Genomic DNA, 2,858 nt, shown 5'->3' on the forward strand with positions numbered 1-2,858 from the left:
CCGTTGATGATGTTCATCATCGGCACCGGAAGCACGTGCGCCTTGGTGCCGCCGACATAGCGGTAGAGTGGCAGGCCGGCCGCTTCCGCCGCAGCCTTGGCCACAGCCAGCGAGACGCCGAGGATAGCGTTGGCGCCGAGCCGGCTCTTGTTGGGCGTGCCGTCGAGTTCGATCATGGTCTGGTCGATGTGGATCTGGTTCTCGGCTTCCATACCGCCGATCGCCTCGAACAGCTCGCCATTGACGGTCTCTACCGCCCGCAGGACCCCCTTGCCGAGGTAGCGGGCGCCGCCGTCGCGCAGTTCGACGGCCTCATGCGCGCCGGTCGAGGCGCCGGAGGGCACCGCAGCGCGGCCCATCGAGCCATCTTCGAGGACGACGTCGACCTCAACGGTCGGGTTTCCGCGGCTGTCCAGGATTTCACGCCCGACAATGTCGATGATGGCAGTCATTGCGATGTCCCCGATTGATCTGACGAAGCGTCGGGCACGTCTTAGCCAAAGTGCTGCAAAACGCAATCGGGGCGTCCGCAAATATTGCCGCCACCTCCGCCACATCGATTCACGAAGCACAAATTGCTGTCATCATAAGTCATCTCAGTCATAAGTCTTGGCGGCATGCGGCTTTCTGGTTTATGCTCGCGCTGCGCGGGGCGAAACAGGAGGAGTTTCGCCATGTCTCAGTTGAGCGGTATTGTGAGTTTGTTCCTGATCGCGGCGGCGTTTTTGACGTCGTGTGACACTCAGCAGCCTCAACAGGGCGCGGTAGAGTTGTCGACCCTTGCGGCGGAGTAGATATTGCAAAAAGGCCCCCGGTCCAGCCGGGGGCCTTTTTGATTCCGGTAGAGCAAGGTCAATGCCAATAAGGCTCGACCTTGTAGTAACTGTATGAAGCATCACGCGCGGCCTCGCCGTCAGCCCCCGTCAATTCGTTGATCGAATAGGCGGGAGCCGCCTTCAGTTGCTCCTTCGTGAACGGCACGACGTAGCCGCCCTTGTCCTCGTCATAGTCGAGGCTCGCCCACGGAATGGCGTGGTACTTCTCGCCGATGCCAAGAAATCCGCCAAAGCCGATCACGGCAAACATGATTCCGTTCGACAACTTGTCGAGCATGACATCCTCGATGTCGCCGATGTGCGTGCCTTCCGTGTTATAAACCGATGTGCCGATAACCCGCGAAGCGGCGATGGCTTCGGTGTGTCCTGTCTGGGTTGTCATGGTGTGCTCCTCTTGTCGTTCACTTCAGGTTGGATAATGAGGAGAGGGCTGCGAAGGTTCCCGACTTTTATCCATGCGGCATGATCACTCAGCGAGGATAAAGGTAACCTTCATGTTGACGCGGTAGGCGGAGATCTTGCCGTCCTCGACGACGACTTTCTGATCCTGGATCCAGGCGCCTTCGACGTTCTTTAGGGTTTTGCGGCGCGCGCAATCCCCACTTCGATGGCGTCCTGAAAGCTCTTATTCGACGATGATGTGATTTCGGTGACGCGGGCGACGGACATGGCTTCCTCCTCCAGGCACTCGGGTTGCCTGGGCAGCGTACAACCCGCACGTGTTGACTACATGTTTAGGGGTCGGGACTTAGGGCCGGAGCCCTAAACTGCTCGGCCCTTGGCCACGCGATCGAATGCCATCAGCCTTTCAAGCAGCGCCCGAAGGTCCTTCAGCGGCACCATGTTGGGACCATCGGAGGGGGCATTGTCGGGATCCTGATGCGTCTCGATGAAGACGCCGGCGACACCGACCGCAACCGCAGCGCGCGCCAGCGTCTCGACGAAGCGCCGATCGCCACCCGAGGAGCCGCCCTGCCCGCCCGGCTGCTGCACCGAATGCGTGGCGTCGAAAATCACCGGCGCGCCGATCTCGGCCATGATCGGCAGGGCGCGCATATCGGACACCAGCGTGTTGTAGCCGAAAGACACGCCGCGCTCGGTGACCAGCACGTTGGCGTTTCCGGAACCGGTGATCTTGGCGACAACGTTCTTCATGTCCCACGGTGCGAGGAACTGGCCCTTCTTCACGTTGACGACCTTGCCGGTTCTTGCCGCCGCGATCAGCAGATCGGTCTGGCGGCTGAGGAAAGCCGGGATCTGCAGGATATCGACGTGCGGCGCCACAAGCGCGCACTGTTCCTCGGTGTGGATATCGGTCAGGATCGGCAGCGAAAACGCCTTGCGCAAATCGTCGAAGACGGGCAGCGCCGCGTCGAGCCCGGCGCCGCGCGTGCCGCCAAGCGAGGTGCGGTTGGCCTTGTCGTAACTGGTCTTGTAGACGAGGCCCAGCCCTAGCTTCCCGCTCAGCTCCTTCAGTGCGCCAGCCATGTCGAAGGCGTGCTGGCGCGATTCAAGCTGGCACGGGCCGGCAATCAGCGACAGCGGCGCGGTGTTGCCGAAGACGACGTTGCCGACGGTTACGGACGAATTGGGCTTGCTCATGCTTTCTCCCGGAAAATGAAGGCCGCACCCTGCCCGGATGCCGGCCGGACGACAATATCATCGCCGCGTATTTCGTGTTTGACGGAACTGGCTGCAAGCAGCTTGGCGACCGTGTCAGCGAAACGAACCGAAAAGACGATCCCCGCAAAGCGGAGTTCCGATGGCGCGCCGGCAGGTATGCCGAAGCGCGTCTCGAAAGCGACGGGGTCAAGCAGGGCCAAGGTTGCGTTCGGCAGGCCAAACGCAGTGTTGCTCCCCTGTCCGGTCGCCGGACTGCGCGTCGCGATCGAAATCAATCGGTGCTGTTTGGGTGGCTCGTTGCTGACCGCCACGACTTCGATGATGCCGGTTGCGCCATTGGGGTGGATCTGCAACGCGGTGCGGTCTACTTTCGGCGCATTGATCCGCTCACAGGCGAAC

The 2,858-nt window shown here is 61.3% G+C and carries 2 protein-coding genes and 3 pseudogenes; all 5 read right to left on the bottom strand.

What is annotated here, in order from left to right; genetic code table 11:
• Positions 1 to 452, bottom strand: a pseudogene (eno, locus tag EOA85_RS31630) (phosphopyruvate hydratase); the annotation flags it as partial.
• Between the two features lie 400 nt (positions 453 to 852).
• Entirely contained in the window at positions 853 to 1,218 is a 366-nt protein-coding gene (locus EOA85_RS31635; RefSeq protein WP_029352317.1) for a PRC-barrel domain-containing protein, read from the bottom strand.
• Positions 1,219 to 1,302: 84 nt separating this feature from the next.
• Positions 1,303 to 1,505, bottom strand: a pseudogene (locus EOA85_RS31640) (dodecin family protein).
• Between the two features lie 93 nt (positions 1,506 to 1,598).
• Entirely contained in the window at positions 1,599 to 2,438 is an 840-nt protein-coding gene (gene kdsA, locus EOA85_RS31645; protein ID WP_127212352.1) for a 3-deoxy-8-phosphooctulonate synthase, read from the bottom strand.
• A pseudogene (locus tag EOA85_RS31650) lies at positions 2,435 to 2,858 on the bottom strand (VOC family protein); the annotation flags it as partial. The gene kdsA and the pseudogene EOA85_RS31650, both read right to left, overlap by 4 nt.

The sequence above is a fragment of the Mesorhizobium sp. M5C.F.Ca.IN.020.29.1.1 genome (assembly GCF_003997375.1).
GTDB lineage: Bacteria > Pseudomonadota > Alphaproteobacteria > Rhizobiales > Rhizobiaceae > Mesorhizobium > Mesorhizobium wenxiniae.